Below are 17,085 nucleotides of genomic sequence, written 5' to 3'. Positions count from 1 at the left end.
CAATCAGTTGAGCTTGTTGCGATCATCATCGTCTTTACGCTCGTATTCCCCTTCGAAGGTCTTGCCATTATCTGACTGGGAATCAAATGGGTCACGACGGAACGGGTCTTGCTCAAATGGCCCCTGGTTAGAGAAACCACCTTGGAAGCCACCGCCATGCATGGTTTTCACCACCATTTTGCTCATCAAGTATTTAGCTATCGCGGCGCGTGGCGCAGGAAGCAACACCAACATACCAAGGGCATCGGTCATAAAGCCCGGGGTTAACAGTAACACGCCAGCCACCGCTAGCATTACGCCTTCAAAAATTTGCTGGGCTGGAATTTCACCTTGTTCAAGACGCCCCTGTACTGACATCAGTGTTTGTATACCTTGGCTACGAACCAACGATGCACCAACAAATGCCGTGATTAAGACTAGTGCAATGGTCGGCCATAAACCTAAAAAACCGCCCACCTGAATAAATAAGCCGATTTCAATGATCGGAACAAAAATAAACGCTAATAATAAGATAGGAAACACACGCCCTCCTTTGTTTAATTCAGTGTAATGGTAAAAGCAGACTAAGCTCAAACGAATCGTTGTAAAAAAGCGTGTTCATACTGGTCTCCTTCTCTTTTAGACAAAGTAGCGGGAGCGCGTTTCATTCAATTGCATACCGATTTTTTCGTGCCTTTAAAGTGCTAATTTCGAACTCTAAAAACTCATGTTTGTCGAGGAAAATCGAGTACCCATAAAGGGTTATTAATAACCCGTTCATACTTTGCAAATTATTGACTCATGAAAAACGAAAAAGGTGATCTAGTTACTATTTTTATGCGCTAGGTGCAGTATCATGTGCCACATAAGTCAGGACGGATTTTCCAGCCAAAAATTCTGATGAATGGATTCTAGATTGCAGAAATGGCTAATAAATAACTTTATTATCAGAATTATCATCTAAGGATCCTGCTATGGCTACCCTATCTGATGCTCCAAAAACAGCAAACCCAGCCACTCGTATTGAAGAAGATCTATTAGGTCAACGTCATGTCCCTGCAGATGCGTACTACGGTATTCATACGCTACGTGCGATCGAGAACTTCAACATCTCTAATATGACCATCTCTGACGTACCAGAATTTGTACGCGGCATGGTAATGACCAAAAAAGCAGCAGCGTTAGCAAACAAAGAACTTGGCGCTATTCCAAAAGACGTTGCAAACTACATCATCGAAGCGTGTGATTTGATCCTAGAAACTGGCAAGTGTATGGATCAGTTCCCATCAGACGTATTCCAAGGCGGTGCAGGCACTTCAGTTAACATGAACACGAACGAAGTGATCGCAAACGTTGCGCTTGAATTGATGGGTAAAGAGAAAGGCCAATACGAATTTGTTAACCCAAATGACCATGTAAACAAGAGCCAATCAACCAACTGTGCGTACCCAACAGGTTTCCGTATTGCGGTATACAACAGCGTACACAAGCTAATGGAAGCAATTGAGTACCTAAAAGGCGCATTCGAACTTAAAGCCGTTGAGTTTAAAGATGTACTGAAAATGGGCCGTACTCAGCTTCAAGACGCAGTACCAATGACAGTAGGTCAAGAGTTCCATGCGTGGGCGGTAACACTAAACGAAGAGATTCGTGCTCTAGATTACACATCTAAACTCCTCCTAGAAATCAACCTAGGCGCAACCGCAATCGGTACTGGTCTAAATACACCAACTGGCTACCAAGCGCTTGCAGTAAAACACCTAGCGGAAGTAACAGGCCTTGACGTTGTTGCAGCAGAAGACCTTATCGAAGCAACGTCTGACTGTGGTGCATACGTAATGACTCACGGCGCGCTAAAACGCCTAGCAGTGAAACTATCGAAGATCTGTAACGACCTTCGTCTACTTTCTTCTGGTCCTCGTGCGGGTCTAAATGAATTGAACCTACCTGAAATGCAAGCAGGCTCTTCAATCATGCCAGCTAAAGTAAACCCAGTTATCCCAGAAGTAGTAAACCAAGTTTGCTTCAAAGTTCTCGGTAACGACAACACGGTTTCTTTCGCAGCAGAAGGCGGTCAGCTACAGCTAAACGTTATGGAACCTGTGATCGCACAAAGTGTGTTTGAGTCTATCTCTCTACTACACAACGCGTGTGTGAACCTACGTGATAAATGTATCGACGGCATCACTGTGAACAAAGAAGTTTGCGAAAACTACGTTTACAACTCTATCGGTATCGTCACTTACCTAAACCCATACATCGGCCACCACGAAGGTGACATCGTAGGTAAGATTTGTGCAGAAACTGGTAAGAGTGTTCGTGAAGTCGTGCTAGAGCGCGGTCTGCTTACAGCAGAGGAGCTTGATGAAATCTTGTCAGTAGAAAACTTCATGCATCCTACTTACAAAGCAAAACGTTACGAGTAATAACGAATCCGAAGGGGGCCACTCAGGCCCCTTTTTTAGGCTCTCATACGGTTAACCACATTTTTTATATGCTTTTATTGCCGCTAAACCACTAGGTTCTCATTCTCTGAGCATTTACTCCTGTTCCTGAGTGTTCAAAAAATCAGAATCAAATAAAAAACTAAAGAGGTATCAATATGGTCATGGTCGAACTCTTCGTGGTTCTGCTCTTCATCTATTTGGGGGCAAGAATCGGTGGTATCGGCATTGGTTTTGCCGGTGGTGCTGGGGTCATTGCGTTGTCTTTGATCTTGGGCGTACCAACAAGCCAAGCTTACATTCCCGTTGACGTAATTTTGATCATCATGTCTGTAATCACCGCTATCGCAGCAATGCAGGTAGCGGGTGGTTTAGACTGGATGGTGCAAGTTGCTGAAAACTTTTTGCGCAAGCATCCTGAGCGCATCACCTTTTATGCGCCTATCGTAACTTACCTAATGACATTAATGGCGGGTACTGGCCACACGGCATTCTCTACTTTGCCAGTGATTGCAGAAGTAGCGAAAGGCCAAGGCGTGCGCCCTTCTCGTCCACTGTCTATCGCGGTCGTAGCATCGCAAATCGCTATCACCGCATCACCAATCTCAGCGGCTGTTGTAGCGTTCGCGGCAATGCTGCACCCATTTGGCGTTGACTACCTAACACTACTAGCAATCTGTATCCCAACGACGTTCATCGCGTGCATGATCGGTGCGTTCGTGGCGAACTTCATGGGCTGTGAGCTAAAAGACGATGCTGAATACCAAGAGCGTCTAGAAAAAGGCTTAATCAAGCTAAATACAGAAGCAAAACGCGAAATCCTACCAACAGCGAAGAAAGCAACATTCATCTTCCTAGGCGCAATCGCATTTGTCGTGTGTTACGCAGCAGCAATTTCTGGCTCTGTTGGCCTTATCGAGAACCCTGCTCTAGGTCGTAACGAAGCTATCATGACGGTAATGCTAGCAGCTGCGGCAGCTATCGTAATGAGCTGTAAAATCGATGCTGGCAAAATCCCAGCCGCAGCAACATTCCGCTCTGGTATGACAGCGTGTGTGTGTGTTCTTGGTGTGGCATGGCTAGGTTCTACGTTCGTTAACGCGCACGTTGACGGCATCAAAGAAGTGGCTGGTGCGCTACTAGCAGACTACCCATGGATGCTAGCACTTGTTCTATTCTTCGCTTCAATGCTGCTTTACTCACAAGGTGCAACCACTGTTGCGCTGATGCCAGCAGCACTAGCAATCGGTGTCGCACCACTTACCGCAGTTGCATCTTTCGCAGCAGTAAGTGCGCTATTCGTGCTGCCAACTTACCCAACGCTACTTGCCGCGGTTGAGATGGACGACACGGGTTCAACTCGTATCGGTAAGTACGTATTCAACCACCCATTCTTTGTACCTGGTGTGGTAACCATCGCTTCTGCGGTAGCACTTGGCTTCGCATTCGGTGGTCTACTGATCTAGTAGAAACAGAGTCTTACTCGGGGAGCTTCGGCTCCCTTTTTTATTGCCTGTTGTCTTGATTTATGCTCAATAAATCTTCATTTTCATGAAACTTATTGGCTAGCCAGCAGGTCTGATTGAGTTACACTAACGGCAATTATCTAAGATGAATTGACTCTTTTATGCGCGCATTACTTTCCGTTTTACTCTTAGGGCTCATTACCTTTTCCACTCCGTCTTTAGCTTTATTTGGCAAAGACCAGTTTAACAGTAGCCAGAACAACAGTTTTGGTAGCAGCAGCGACAGCTTTGTTCCTGTTGATCAGGCGTTTCCATTTAACTTCTACCAACAAGATGACAAATTGATGCTCGATTGGCAGGTACGTGACGGGTACTACCTATATCAAGAGCGCTTGTCTGTAGCTGGTGAGAAAGTATCGCTAGGCGAACTGCAAATGGAAGACGGCACACCGCATAAAGATGAATTCTTTGGTGACGTGCATATCTATACTCAACCTCTCTTCGTTAATGTACCAATGCATGATTGGCAAGACGGTGCGCGCGTGGTGGTGCAATACCAAGGTTGTGCGAAAGCAGGCTTCTGTTACCCGCCAGAAACTCGCGTGATTCCTATCAGCGCGTTTACTTCGTCGAACTCAGATTCAACAACGGCGACAACTGCACCAAAAGCAGAACAGGCACCAGCAGCAACGCCACCAGCGGCGCAATCATCTACGTCTGGTGACACATCATCAGCGCCAGTAACACAGCAAGATAGCCTTGCAGCCAACCTTGCTGATAACTGGTGGACACCACTTCTGTTCTTGGCGCTTGGTGTGGGCTTGGCGTTTACACCTTGTGTGCTGCCGATGTACCCAATTCTGACCAGCATAGTGCTTGGCAGTGGCAAACTAAGCCAACGCCGCGCGCTAGGCTTGTCATTCGTCTACGTGCAAGGCATGGCGCTGACTTACACCCTACTCGGCCTTGTGGTGGCATCTGCAGGTATGCAGTTCCAAGCGGCAATGCAGCACCCTTATGTGCTGACTGGCTTGAGCGTACTGTTCATCGCACTCGCTTTGTCTATGTTTGGTCTGTACTCATTACAGCTACCAAGCAACGTTCAAACGTGGTTAAACAACCTCAGCAACAAACAGCAAGGCGGCAGCAGTGCAGGCGTATTCGCCATGGGGGCGATTTCTGGACTGGTGTGCTCACCATGTACCACGGCACCTCTGTCTGGTGCGCTACTTTACGTGGCACAAAGCGGCGATTTGCTTACCGGTGGTATCGCGTTATACGCGCTGGCGATGGGCATGGGTATTCCGCTGATTCTTGTTGCGGTATTCGGCAACAAACTGCTACCAAAAGCAGGTGGTTGGATGGACCGAGTGAAAACACTCTTCGGCTTTATTCTGCTTGCCGCACCTATCTTCTTACTAGAACGTATCATGCCAGAAATGTGGTCAACGATTCTGTGGTCAGCACTGGGTATTGCTGCTTTTGGTTGGCTATACCACATCAAAAACAGTCTAGAGTTTGGTGGCTGGAAACAAAGTGCCGTGGGCATAATCGCCGTCTTAGGTTTGCTAGCCTCAGCACAACCTATCTTAAATTACTGGTTTGGCAACAGCACAACACAAACTCAGCAAGCCACTGTTAGCTTTACTCGCATTGCTAACGTGGCGGAGCTTGAAGAACAACTGGCACTTGCGAAAGCGGCAGGTAAACCCGTCATGCTCGATTTCTACGCCGATTGGTGTGTAGCATGTAAAGAGTTTGAAAAGTACACCTTCCATGACCCAAGCGTCGAAGCCAAACTGCAAGACTTCGTTCTTCTGCAAGCGGACGTGACCAAAAACCAAGTGCAAGACATCGAACTACTGAAGCACATGAGTGTGCTTGGTTTACCAACAATTGAGTTTTGGGATGCCAGTGGTGAACACGTTTCAAACGCTCGTTTGACGGGCTTTATGCAAGCTGAGCCTTTCTTAGAGCATATCAAGCAGTTCTGATAACCAGATATTCAAACGCCAGTGATGTCCACTGGCGTTTTTTATTGCTCAGATTTGAATAAGAACATTGCGTTTATATGCAATTTTCCTAATAAAAGTCGATTTGGTTCAGACTTTTAGCGAATAGATATTGTCCACTCTCTCAAAGCTGGACAATAATAAATTTAACGAAATAGTCAAAAGTGTTTAACGTCATGGATTCGACCTACACCATCATTATTGCAGATGATCACCCACTCTTCCGGAATGCCTTGTTTCAATCTATCCACATGGCTATTAGTGGTGCAAATTTGCTGGAAGCGGACTCACTCGACGCACTTCTGGCTTTGTTAGAACGAGAGGAAGAGCCAGATTTAGTGCTATTGGATCTCAAAATGCCAGGAGCAAATGGTATGTCTGGCTTGATTCATTTGCGAGCAGAGCATCCAGATTTACCTATCGTCGTCGTTTCAGCGAGTGAAGAGCCGGCGATCGTGACGCAGGTGAAAAGCCATGGTGCATTTGGTTTTATTCCCAAGTCCAGCGACATGCGCGAATTAGTGAACGCGCTCAATCAAGTGCTGAATGGCGACCCATACTTCCCTGAAGGGTTGATCACCAATAACGCGGCATGTAATGACTTAGCGGAAAAGATTGCTGCGCTAACACCGCAGCAATATAAAGTGTTGGGAATGTTGTCCGATGGCTTGCTGAACAAGCAAATCGCTTACGAATTGAATGTTTCAGAAGCCACCATAAAAGCGCACATGACAGCGATTTTCCGTAAGCTCGGTGTAAAGAACCGCACGCAAGCCGTGATTATGCTGACGGAAATGAGCGACTAGATTGACGTCTTATCGTCAGACTTACTCTTTTCGTTTGGCAATCGGATACCGACTTTAGTGACCTGCTGATCAACAACATCAGCGACGATCCAATGCAAACCTTGCCACTCGAAATGGTCTCCCAATACTGGCGTGCTACCTAATTGCTCTTCGACAAGGTTTCTCAAACTTTTATCCAGCGGTTCATCCCCCAGATTCAAACCATACATCACGGCAATATCGGCAAGCTTCACTTCAATATCGAGGAAGAAGTCACCGAAGAATCGCGCTAGCGACGCTTTCTCTGGGGCTTCACTAAACAGTAAGCTCAGTGCATCTAAATCCTTTTCTTGTGCTAATACACACAAGGTATCATCTTCCTCAAGACGCGTACTGCCGGATGGGTGCAATAGCTCTTTACTGCGAAATACAGCGGCGATACGCGTTCCTTCCGGCATCGAAAGACTACGTAATGGCTCACCAATGCACCATTTATCTGCTTTAAGTCTATAGATAAACAGCTCCCACTCACTGGTCGGGTAAATCTCTACACCCGTACGCGAAATTGGCTCAGGCTTAGAAGGTAGCTCGACCTTTGCAAGAGACATCGCCTTAGTCAACGTGCCCCCTTGTACTATCAAAGACACCATTACTACAAAGAATGCCAAATTGAAGTACAGTTGAGCATCTGGCAACCCTGCCATCATCGGAAATACCGCGAGGATGATAGGTACAGCACCACGCAGTCCTACCCAAGAGACAAACCACTTTTCACGTGGCGTGAAACTCTTGAATGGCAGTAAACCAATCCAAACTGAGATTGGTCGGGCAAACAAAATCATCCCGAAAGCAAGCGCAAGACCTGGCAACGCAATAGAGAGTAAATTGGATGGTGTAACCAACAAACCAAGCACCAAGAACATACCAATTTGAGCTAGCCACGTCATACCATCTAAAACATGAAGAATAGAGTGTCGGCTGCGTGTTGGACGGTTACCTAATAAAAGACCAACGAGGTAAATCGACAAAATACCACTGCCACCTAAAGTGTTAGATAAAGCAAAAATAAGCAAGCCACCACTGACCGTTAAAATAGAATACAGCCCATCTGGTAATTGATTGCGATTGATAACTTTCCATAAGATCCAGCCACCAGCGAAGCCAAGTAACGCGCCGATACCAAACTGCTTAAGAAAACTGAACGCCAAAAAGCCCGCACTTAAATCTGCGCCAGGGTTCGCTAAAATAGCAATCAGAGTTACGGTCAGAAACACCGCCATTGGGTCATTGGTGCCGGATTCAATTTCCAGCGTTGAACCAACACGTTCGTTCAGGCTACGACCTTTGAGTAGAGAGAAGACCGCGGCAGCATCGGTGGAACCAACAATCGCACCAACCAATATGCCTTGCAATAAATCTAAGTCGAATAACCACGTTGCCATCAGCCCGGTCAAAATGGTGGTGATCGCAACGCCAAATGTCGCCAAAGAGACCGAGGGCCATAACGCAACCCTAAAGCTGGCGACCCGCGTTCTCATCCCACCATCAAGCAAAATGATGGCTAATGCGAGGTTACTAACCAAATAAGCGATCGAAAAGTTATCGAATAAGATGCCGCCTAAGCCGTCTTCCCCCGCCAGCATTCCAACGGCTAAAAATACCAAAAGAATTGGGATTCCCAACTTAGAAGACACTGGGCTTAAAAGAACGCTAAGTGCGATTAACAACGCACCTATTAGAAAAAAACTGTTAATGGTGTCTGCGTCCATTCTCACCCTCCCTTAATGAAAAACGATAATAATTGTGATGAGCAAGGCTACTTCGTTAATGAGGTAATGCCCTAATCTGCCTCCCCTTTACACCGTCTCAAAATGCGAGGTTGTACGAGAATGACTCAGTTATATTACTTTATTGTGCGTTAAAACGGTGATTTGATGCGAAAACTTTATGTAAATAAATTACTTGAGAGCTTTCTTATCTACGCCTTCTCTCTTTAAGAGCCACAAGATCACCACCAATATTTACACAGCATCTCCAAGTTCAATGAAGAAAAGATTAATGGCCCGTCTTAATCATGCTTGTTTATCCAATCAACCTTTAGACCTTTGGCTAACTTAACAGTTTATTAACATAACATTTTACCCCTTTGCTCGCTGCAAAAGCCCATAGCATGGGGATTCTTCATTTTTAACACCCCGACTAAAGTTGAAAAGAGTTATTGCCAACACCTTGCTAATGTACATATTGAAACATTTCATTAACAACAATACCAATCGTAAGGAGACGGCAATGGCATTTGAAAGCGAAGAAAGAGCCAAAGCCTATTGGGACAAAAACGTGAAGCTCATGATCGGCCTAATGGTCATCTGGTTCGTCGTGTCTTTCGGCTGCGGCATCTTATTTGTCGACGTACTAAATCAATTTCAACTAGGCGGTTACAAACTCGGTTTCTGGTTTGCTCAACAAGGCTCCATCTATGCCTTCCTAGGAATTATTTTCTATTACGCATGGAAGATGCGCCAAATTGACCGTGAATTCGGCGTGGACGAATAAGGAGTCACTCAGATGGATTTGAAAACTATTACCTACCTGGTCGTTGGCGCCACGTTCATCCTGTACATCGGGATTGCTATTTGGGCTCGCGCCGGCTCAACCAAAGAGTTTTATGTTGCTGGTGGCGGTGTAAACCCGATTGCAAACGGTATGGCAACCGCAGCCGATTGGATGTCCGCAGCGTCGTTTATCTCAATGGCAGGCTTAATTGCCTTCATGGGCTATGGCGGCTCAGTATTTCTAATGGGTTGGACTGGTGGCTACGTTCTGCTTGCGCTGTTGCTAGCGCCTTACCTACGCAAATTTGGTAAGTTTACGGTGCCAGAGTTTGTTGGTGAACGCTTTTACTCCAACACAGCACGTATCGTAGCGGTTGTTTGTCTTATCATCGCATCAGTGACTTATGTTATCGGTCAGATGAAAGGCGTAGGTGTTGCGTTTGGTCGCTTCTTAGAAGTGGATTACTCCACCGGCCTATTAATTGGTATGTGTATCGTTTTCATGTACGCGGTTCTTGGCGGCATGAAAGGCATCACTTACACGCAGATTGCTCAATATTGCGTACTCATTCTTGCTTACACTATCCCTGCAATCTTTATCTCTCTGCAACTCACTGGTAACCCAATCCCACAAATTGGTCTGGGGAGTACCATGGCTGGTACCGATGTCTATCTACTCGATCGGCTTGACCAAGTTGTGACCGAACTCGGATTCAGTGAATACACGACCCAAGTACGTGGCGACACACTTAATATGTTTGTCTACACCATGTCACTGATGATTGGTACTGCCGGTCTACCACACGTAATTATCCGTTTCTTTACCGTGCCGAAGGTTCGCGACGCACGTACATCAGCAGGCTGGGCTCTGATCTTCATCGCAATCCTTTACACTACTGCACCAGCGGTATCAGCGATGGCTCGTCTCAACCTAATGAATACGGTAAATCCAGCTCCGGGTCAGCACCTAGCGTATGACGAGCGTCCTGCGTGGTTCAAAAACTGGGAAACAACTGGACTACTCGGTTTTGACGATAAAAATGGCGATGGCAATATCCAATACACTTCAGATGCGTCCACCAACGAACTGCGCGTTGATAACGACATCATGGTATTGGCTAACCCAGAGATCGCTAAACTACCAAACTGGGTTATTGCACTTGTGGCAGCAGGTGGTCTTGCAGCTGCACTATCTACCGCAGCAGGTTTACTACTCGCCATTTCTTCAGCTATTTCCCATGACTTAATCAAAGGGGTTATCAATCCGAACATATCCGAGAAAAAAGAGCTACTTGCTAGTCGAATATCAATGGCAGTAGCGATAGCAGCCGCAGGCTATCTCGGTTTAAATCCGCCTGGATTTGCCGCAGGTACGGTAGCACTCGCCTTTGGTCTTGCCGCTTCATCCATCTTCCCTGCATTGATGATGGGCATCTTCAGCAAGAGCATCAACAAAGAAGGCGCAATCGCCGGTATGATTGCGGGTATCAGTATTACGCTGTTCTACGTATTCCAACACAAAGGCATTCTTTTCGTTGCTGATTGGAAATATCTAGAAAGCTGGGGAACAAACTGGTTCCTGGGTATTGAGCCAAACGCGTTTGGTGCTATTGGCGCACTATTTAACTTCATCGTCGCATTCGCTGTATCCAAAGTAACTGCAGAAACGCCACAAGAAGTAAAAGACCTAGTCGAACACGTTCGCGTGCCAGTAGGTGCTGGTAGTGCAGTGGATCACTAAAAACTAATCAAAACCACAAAAGCCCCGTTTGGAACCAGCCGTCCGGGGCTTTTTTATTCTCACTTTTCAGTTACCATATTCGCAGTATGTCGTTGCAAGGAAGCCAAGATGTTCAAAAACAAGCACTTTATTCTCGCTCTACTGATTGCGCCAGTTCTCTCTTTGATCGCTTACTTCGGTACCGATATGGCCCTCAGCGAGAAGCCCCACGCGGCGCAAGAAGGGGAAACTTACAAACTCGCGAGTAAGTCTAATTGTCGTTACACCAGCGGTCTGTGTGATATGGAAAATGGCGATTTTAAAGTGAAATTTCGCTCGGAAAAACTCACTAAAAATAACTTAGAATTGTCACTCAACGCCGCTTACCCACTCGAAGGGGTTAAAGTTTCTATTGTGAGTGACAAAGAGAAAAACGCTCAACCGATTGATATGAAGCCCGCCGATCAAGCAGGCCAAAGCTGGTACATCACCTTACCAAAGCCTGCATCTGCAGAAAGCTGGTTAAGAGTCGTCATTCAATCAGGCGGCACACTGTATTATGGTGAAACGCAAACCGCATTTGTGAAGTACGAAACCTTATTTACTGAATAACGCTGACAAGCTAATTCACTGGTCTTCAAATGACAGTGACTTAGTTTCACTCAGCATAAATGAACTCCTACTCAGCCGACGCCTTTGCGTCGGCTTTTGTTTCCGTAAATCTTTCTTCAACAACCTCTTACTCTAAAAAGGGTTGCCAATCCACAAGTTAATTGATAATAATTATCATTACATTTAATGAGAGGTGGTTATGGACAACAAACGGGACATCTTTAACGCATTTTTTAAAGCCCAAGATAGATTCCTTCTCGCCGCACCACATGGCTTTGAGCCAGACGTGATTCATGACTATATTCATTGGGGAATGGTGTTGTCTTCCTGTTATGAACACGATGCCGATGAAGAAAATCTATTGTTGTGTGAGCTGTTTTTACGTCAGGTTTATTTCCATTTACTAGACGCAATTCAAGACTCAACTCGCAGTCGTATCTTCCGTCGTGTCTGTCTCGATTCTATCCATTCGCCATTATTCTGTCTCAAACGCTATTACTACCAGCTTGAACAAGGCGACGTGAAATTTCTCGCACTACAACAACAATTACGCCTGATTCAAATCTCACTTGATTAACCAAAAGGATCCCTACCATGAGCACCGAATTCCGCATAGAAACTGACAGTATGGGCGAAGTAACTGTCCCTGCAGATGCTCTCTACCAAGCCCAGACTCAACGCGCCGTCGATAACTTCTCATTCAGTCAACATAAAATGCCATCTGGTTTTATCAAAGCGTTAGCACACATCAAGCAGACTGCGGCACTCACCAACGCACAGCTAGGGCTGCTTGAAGGAGATATTGCCAACGCGATTGCTGACGCAGCTCAAGCAATTATCGAAGGCAATCATATTGAGCAATTCCCAATTGACGTATTTCAAACCGGATCAGGCACTAGCTCAAATATGAATGCGAATGAAGTAATTGCAACACTGGCCTCCCAGCATCTAGGCGGCACTGTCAGCCCTAATGATCACGTCAACATGGGACAAAGCAGCAACGATGTGGTACCAACGGCCATTCAAGTTAGCGCAGCATTAGCCATCGAAAAACAGCTCTTCCCGGCCCTGTCACACCTCAGCCAAACACTAGAGTCTAAGCAACAAGCATTGAAAGATGTTGTAAAAACCGGTCGCACCCACTTAATGGACGCGATGCCAATTACCTTTGCTCAAGAACTTGGCGGTTGGCAGTTCCAAATCGAGCATGCAAAACAAGCGATTGAACAAGCACTTCCTGCTGTAAAAGCCTTAGCCCAAGGTGGTACGGCGGTTGGAACGGGGATCAATGCCGATCCACGCTTTGCAGACTTATTCGCTAGCAACCTAACCCAGTCAACTCGTATTCAGTTCACGGCCAGTGATAACTTCTTTTTCAATTTAAGCAGTCAAGATGCGATCGTCGCTCTGTCGGGACAGCTCAAAACAGCAGCAGTTGCGATCATGAAGATCGCAAACGATCTTCGTTGGATGAATTCAGGCCCATTGGCTGGTTTAGGTGAGATTGAATTACAAGGCTTGCAACCGGGTTCTTCCATCATGCCTGGCAAAGTAAATCCTGTGATCCCAGAAGCCGCAGCTATGGCATCAGCGCAAGTCATTGGTAATGACACCACCATTACCGTCGCAGGCCAAGCGGGCAACTTCCAGCTTAACGTCATGCTGCCAGTTATTGCTCATAACGTATTGGAGAGCGTCGAGTTACTCTCTAACAGCGCAACCGCTTTAGCTGACAAAGCCATTGCGACGTTTGAAGTTCGCCAAGATAACTTGGATGTAGCACTCGCCAAAAACCCAATTTTGGTCACGGCTCTCAACCCGGTCATTGGCTACCTAAAAGCGGCAGAAGTCGCGAAAAAAGCCTACAAACAGGGACGCGCGATTATTGATGTCGCGGAAGAAGAAACTGATTTGGATAGAGCCACACTAGAGCGATTGCTTAATCCAGCCAAACTGACCCAAGGCGGCGTCGCAGAATAAACGGCAAACTCAGCCTATCAACTAAGATTACAAACATCGAGACCTCCATTCGGAGGTCTCTTTTATAGCGATTTTTCAAACACTCCAATCCTAAGCGACTCGATTGAGCACCGAACGCAGCTTAAGCGGCTTAACTGGCTTAGCAATAAAGCTGAACCCATTTGCTTTGATGCCATCAAGCATATCATCGGTACGATCTGCACTGATGATGACGCCTTCAAAGCTGTGGCCTAATCTCAGGCGGCATTGCTGTAGCACTTCTAAACCAGTACGACCATCATCAAGTCGGTAATCGGAGAAAATTACATCCGGAATCCAACCATCCTCAAGCGCTTGTAGACTTTCAACTAAATCAATCGCAACTCGTGTATCGCAACCCCATCGGGAAAGTAAGTTTTCCATGCCGACTAGAATGTCAGGCTCATTATCGACACAAAGGATTCTCAGATGACCAAGTTCAGATTGCTTATTCATCGCCACGTGAACTGGATGAGGCTGAACATGATCAGCTTTATCTAGGGTGATGGAAAAAACACTGCCTTTTCCAACCCAAGAGCGCATCGAAATTTCATGCCCAAGTACCTGAGCAATTCCTTTCGAAATCGCCAAACCAAGTCCGAGACCTTGGTCGGAACGAACTTGAGTTCCGCGATTAAACTCTTCAAAAATCTCTTGCTGCTTCTCTTCTTCAATCCCCACTCCATTATCCCATACATCAATACGCACTCGCCCTTTCACGCGGCGAACACCGAGTGCGACTTTGCCATTCGGGTTATAACGAAACGCATTGGTCAGGAAGTTTTGCACCACACGGCGCAGCAGTTTGGGATCCGACTTAACCATGAGTGAGGACGGAATCATGGTGAACTCTATGCCTTGCTGTTTGGCTAACGCACTAAACTCAGCATTCAAATTCGATAACACATCATTTAACGCAAAGCCATGCACGTTGACTTCCAACTTGCCCGATTCCAAACGCGAGATATCCAGCAAATCTCCAATTAAGTCTTCGGCAGCCTCTAAAGCACTTTCAATGTGTGCTGACAGCTTTTTGGCTTCGCTGTCTTTGGCGACTTCCGATAGTGAAGATGCGAATAGACGCGCCGCGTTGAGCGGTTGCATCAAGTCATGGCTTACTGCCGCCAAGAACCGTGATTTGGACTTCGATTCCAAATCCGAGCGCTGTGTCGCTTCCACCAGCTGCTTGTTAAGTTGTTCTAATTCTCGAGTCCGCAGACGTACCCTTTCTTCCAATGTCTCGTTGGCGTCTTTCAGTGCTTGCTCTGCATCACGGAATACGGTGATGTCGGTAAAGCTCATCACAAAGCCACCACCTGGCATTGGGTTACCTTGCACCTCTATCACGCGACCATCGGGACGAACCCGAGAAGAGGTGTGCCGAGTCCCTTGCTCAAGGTGATAAACACGGCGACGGACGTGGTCATCAGGGTCACCAGGGCCACACAACCCCTGCTCTGCATTGTGCCGAATCACATCCGCAATCGGTCGACCTACTTGAATCAGGCCTGGCGGAAATTCAAAGAGTTCTAAATAGCGTTGGTTCCACGCTACCAAGCGTAGTTGCTTATCGACGACCGCAATACCTTGTCCAATATGCTCAATCGCGCCTTGGAGTAAACCCCGACTAAAATCGTACAGTTCAGAGGCTTCATCGACGATAGTCGCCACCTCTTCAAGCTGCATGTTTCTTCCTTGCAGAGCGGAAGTAAGTACTAACTTAGCAGAAGATGCACCAAATACCCCTGCTAGCACACGCTCCGTATGCCGAATCAGAGAAGATGGCGCTTGCTGATTCGGCATTAACTCTTCTCGTTGCTGGCTCCAGTAGGCTTGAAACGCCGCTTTAACTCGCGTTCGTCCGACAAATCTGGACGCTAGCATTTCCAGTTCCGCAACCGTAACGCGGCTCTGGTACAGGCTCATATTTTCGCTTTCAGGCAGCGGTGTACCAACGAATGATGCCGATTGTAAGCGCTCACTTAGGCTTGGTCGGGTAGCCATAGAAACCACAACAAAACACACTGCATTAGCGACCACACTGAGGATCATCCCCCAATCTGAAATCGCGATATCAAAACTAGCCAATACCTCTGGTGGCGTAATCAACCAGATCAGGAAGTTATTACTGGCGTCTCCGGCAAGCATGTCTGTTTGGCTCATTAACGTAATCAACCAGGTAGCAAAACCCACCGCGAGGCCAACATACACACCTTTCTTATTCCCTTGACGCCAATACATACCGCCAACCAGCGCAGGAGCAAATTGCGTGATAGCCGCGAACGAGAGAAAGCCGATAGCAGAAAGTGAATGAATGGTGTCCAACGCTTGATAGAAACACCACGCGCCAATCAACAAAACTAAAATCAAACCACGGCGGATCCGCAGTAATAATTCAGAAAAATGGTGATGGTTACGCTGCGTCAGTCGCATGCGACGCAATAGCAATGGCATAACCAAGTCGTTCGAGACCATGATCGCTAAGGCAATCGTCGATACGATAACCATGCCGCTTGCCGCTGAAGTACCGCCTAGAAACGCAAGCAAAGCGATTTCACTCGCCCCTACCGACATCGGCACACTGATGACATAAGTATCAGGCGAAGCGCCACTCAAGAGGCCTTGTCCTACCCACGCAATAGGTAAAACAAAAATCCCCATTAAGATCAGATAAATGGGGAACAACCAGCGAGCCACATGCAAATCTTGAGCACGTTCATTTTCCACCACCATCGTATGGAATTGTCGCGGAAGGCAAACGATCGCCAGCATGGTGAGTACAGTATGAATCAATATAGTCGGGATATTTGGTGACTGATACGTCTGTGCGGCAACATCAAGTAAGCTCAAACTCTCGGTGTTCATCGCCAACCAAACAATGAAGACACCAACCACTAAAAAAGCCAGCAGTTTGATAATGGATTCGAAGGCAATTGCCATCATCATCCCACGATGGTGTTCCGTGTTATCAATGTGGCGGGTACCGAATAGCATCGTAAAAATCGCCAATGCGACCACAACAAACCACGACACGCTATCGTTTTGATAACCAAAATCAGTAGCCAGCTCCGGAGCAATAATTTCAAGCCCCATAGTGATACCACGCAGCTGTAAAGCGATGTACGGCAAAATTCCCGCAACCGCTATGAGCGTAACAACCACGGCCAAACCTTGGGATTTACCGTAGCGTGCTCCGATAAAGTCAGCAATCGACGTGATGTGTTCCCGTTTAGCAATCAAAATAAGCCGAGCTAAAACGCGCCATCCGATGGTAAACACTAAAATGGGAGCAATATAGATGGGTAAGAAAGACCAAGGATTACTGCTGGCCTGCCCGACCGTGCCGTAGAAGGTCCACGATGTACAGTACACCGCAATGGAAAGGCTATAAATCCAAGGCCGCCAGCGCGCTAGCCACCTTTTCTGAATGTCGCCGTACCACGCGATGATAAATAAAGCTCCCAAATACGCTAAAGAAACGGGAACCACCAGCCATCCTTGCATCCGATATCCTTTC

General features: G+C 46.7%; 12 protein-coding genes. 9 read left to right on the top strand and 3 right to left on the bottom strand.

The features are described 5' to 3' along the window. Window positions 1-3: 3 nt before the first annotated feature. On the bottom strand, window positions 4-522 hold the full coding sequence (locus tag R7Q46_RS20950; protein WP_005386383.1) for an FxsA family protein: 519 nt from the start codon (window positions 520-522) through the stop codon (window positions 4-6). Between the two features lie 431 nt (window positions 523-953). On the opposite strand from R7Q46_RS20950, the gene aspA reads away from it, so the two are divergent. The 4 genes from aspA (at window position 954) to R7Q46_RS20930 (ending at window position 6,707) form a co-directional block, all read left to right on the top strand. Then, entirely contained in the window at window positions 954-2,405 is a 1,452-nt protein-coding gene (gene aspA / locus R7Q46_RS20945; protein ID WP_005382379.1) for an aspartate ammonia-lyase, read from the top strand. 176 nt (window positions 2,406-2,581) lie between these two features. Then, window positions 2,582-3,889 carry an anaerobic C4-dicarboxylate transporter gene (locus R7Q46_RS20940; protein WP_005382378.1) on the top strand — a complete coding sequence of 436 codons (1,308 nt, stop codon included), beginning with the start codon at window positions 2,582-2,584 and terminating at the stop codon, window positions 3,887-3,889. Window positions 3,890-4,050: 161 nt separating this feature from the next. Beyond that, window positions 4,051-5,883 (top strand): protein-disulfide reductase DsbD, encoded by a 1,833-nt coding sequence (locus tag R7Q46_RS20935; RefSeq protein WP_318077768.1) that lies wholly within the window; start codon window positions 4,051-4,053, stop codon window positions 5,881-5,883. A 194-nt stretch (window positions 5,884-6,077) separates the two neighbouring features. Beyond that, window positions 6,078-6,707: a response regulator gene (locus tag R7Q46_RS20930; RefSeq protein WP_005382375.1), complete on the top strand. Its 630-nt coding sequence runs from the start codon at window positions 6,078-6,080 to the stop codon at window positions 6,705-6,707. On the opposite strand, the gene R7Q46_RS20925 is transcribed toward R7Q46_RS20930, so the two are convergent. After that, the gene (locus R7Q46_RS20925) at window positions 6,704-8,455 is read right to left on the bottom strand and encodes a potassium/proton antiporter (RefSeq protein ID WP_005382374.1); all 1,752 of its coding nucleotides are present in this window, start codon (window positions 8,453-8,455) and stop codon (window positions 6,704-6,706) included. The genes R7Q46_RS20930 and R7Q46_RS20925 overlap by 4 nt on opposite strands. A gap of 520 nt (window positions 8,456-8,975) precedes the next feature. Between R7Q46_RS20925 and R7Q46_RS20920 the strand changes: the two genes are divergently transcribed. The 5 genes from R7Q46_RS20920 to R7Q46_RS20900 all read left to right on the top strand — a co-directional run bounded on the left by R7Q46_RS20920 (window position 8,976) and on the right by R7Q46_RS20900 (window position 13,550). Continuing rightward, entirely contained in the window at window positions 8,976-9,239 is a 264-nt protein-coding gene (locus R7Q46_RS20920; protein WP_005382373.1) for a DUF4212 domain-containing protein, read from the top strand. Between the two features lie 12 nt (window positions 9,240-9,251). Further along, complete coding sequence (locus R7Q46_RS20915; RefSeq protein ID WP_005382372.1) at window positions 9,252-10,979, top strand: sodium:solute symporter family protein; 1,728 nt, start codon at window positions 9,252-9,254, stop codon at window positions 10,977-10,979. Window positions 10,980-11,087: 108 nt separating this feature from the next. Further along, window positions 11,088-11,570, top strand: a complete 483-nt coding sequence (locus R7Q46_RS20910) for a hypothetical protein (RefSeq protein ID WP_005382371.1) — start codon at window positions 11,088-11,090, stop codon at window positions 11,568-11,570. A gap of 199 nt (window positions 11,571-11,769) precedes the next feature. Further along, window positions 11,770-12,147, top strand: coding sequence for a hypothetical protein (locus R7Q46_RS20905; RefSeq protein WP_318077767.1), 378 nt, complete (start codon window positions 11,770-11,772; stop codon window positions 12,145-12,147). Between the two features lie 17 nt (window positions 12,148-12,164). Beyond that, window positions 12,165-13,550 carry a class II fumarate hydratase gene (locus R7Q46_RS20900; protein WP_176311193.1) on the top strand — a complete coding sequence of 462 codons (1,386 nt, stop codon included), beginning with the start codon at window positions 12,165-12,167 and terminating at the stop codon, window positions 13,548-13,550. A 90-nt stretch (window positions 13,551-13,640) separates the two neighbouring features. Here R7Q46_RS20900 and R7Q46_RS20895 read toward each other — a convergent pair whose 3' ends face one another. Continuing rightward, on the bottom strand, window positions 13,641-17,072 hold the full coding sequence (locus R7Q46_RS20895; protein ID WP_031781037.1) for a PAS-domain containing protein: 3,432 nt from the start codon (window positions 17,070-17,072) through the stop codon (window positions 13,641-13,643). Window positions 17,073-17,085: the final 13 nt, after the last annotated feature.

Source organism: Vibrio sp. 811, from assembly GCF_033339195.1.
This window is presented reverse-complemented; position numbering and strand designations above follow the sequence as displayed.